Source organism: Bartonella sp. MR168JLCBS (genome assembly GCF_042194175.1).
The window spans coordinates 1-552 of the sequence record NZ_JBHIMP010000607.1; the positions used below are offsets into that span (position 1 = coordinate 1).

Sequence of the window (552 nt, forward strand, 5' to 3'; positions counted from 1 at the left end):
TCAATCTTGTCTGTAAGATTAATCTTGTCCGTGAAACGCATCTTGCCAGTTAAATCCATGCAAAAAACTTATTTTATGTTTTAAAATAAAATTATTTTTGATTGTGGAGAGGGAGAAATTTCTTGAGGGTTCGCTCTTGAAAGAGGCGTTTCCTGAAATAAAACTATACTTGATTTATCAAGTTTTATTTTTTAAATTTAATAGATAGTAAGACAGTAGACAGTAAAAGGAAGAGGGAAGTCATAGAGTGGGGAAAATGATGCTACGCCAGATGCTGATGCAACTGTAATATCAAAAAGAGAAGACCACCGTAATGTGAGAGAAAAATGGAATCTGAGACAGTATCCTTAGGCAAAACTTCTGCTGTATTGGCAGCACATGATCTTTCCCCTTTTTCTATATTTATAGCAGCTGATTGGGTTGTGAAGGCCGTTATCGTTATTTTGTTGCTGGCTTCTCTTGCGTCTTGGACAATTGCTTTTGTTAAAATTGTTGAGATTACGCTGGCAAAACGAAGAGCGCGTCGTGAACTGCGATTGGTTCTTAAGGCTC

General features: G+C 37.0%; 1 pseudogene. It reads left to right on the forward strand.

Annotated features, from left to right (window positions below):
• Nucleotides 1–326 precede the first annotated feature (326 nt).
• Nucleotides 327–552: pseudogene (locus tag ACFIK8_RS12980) on the forward strand (biopolymer transporter ExbB); the annotation flags it as partial.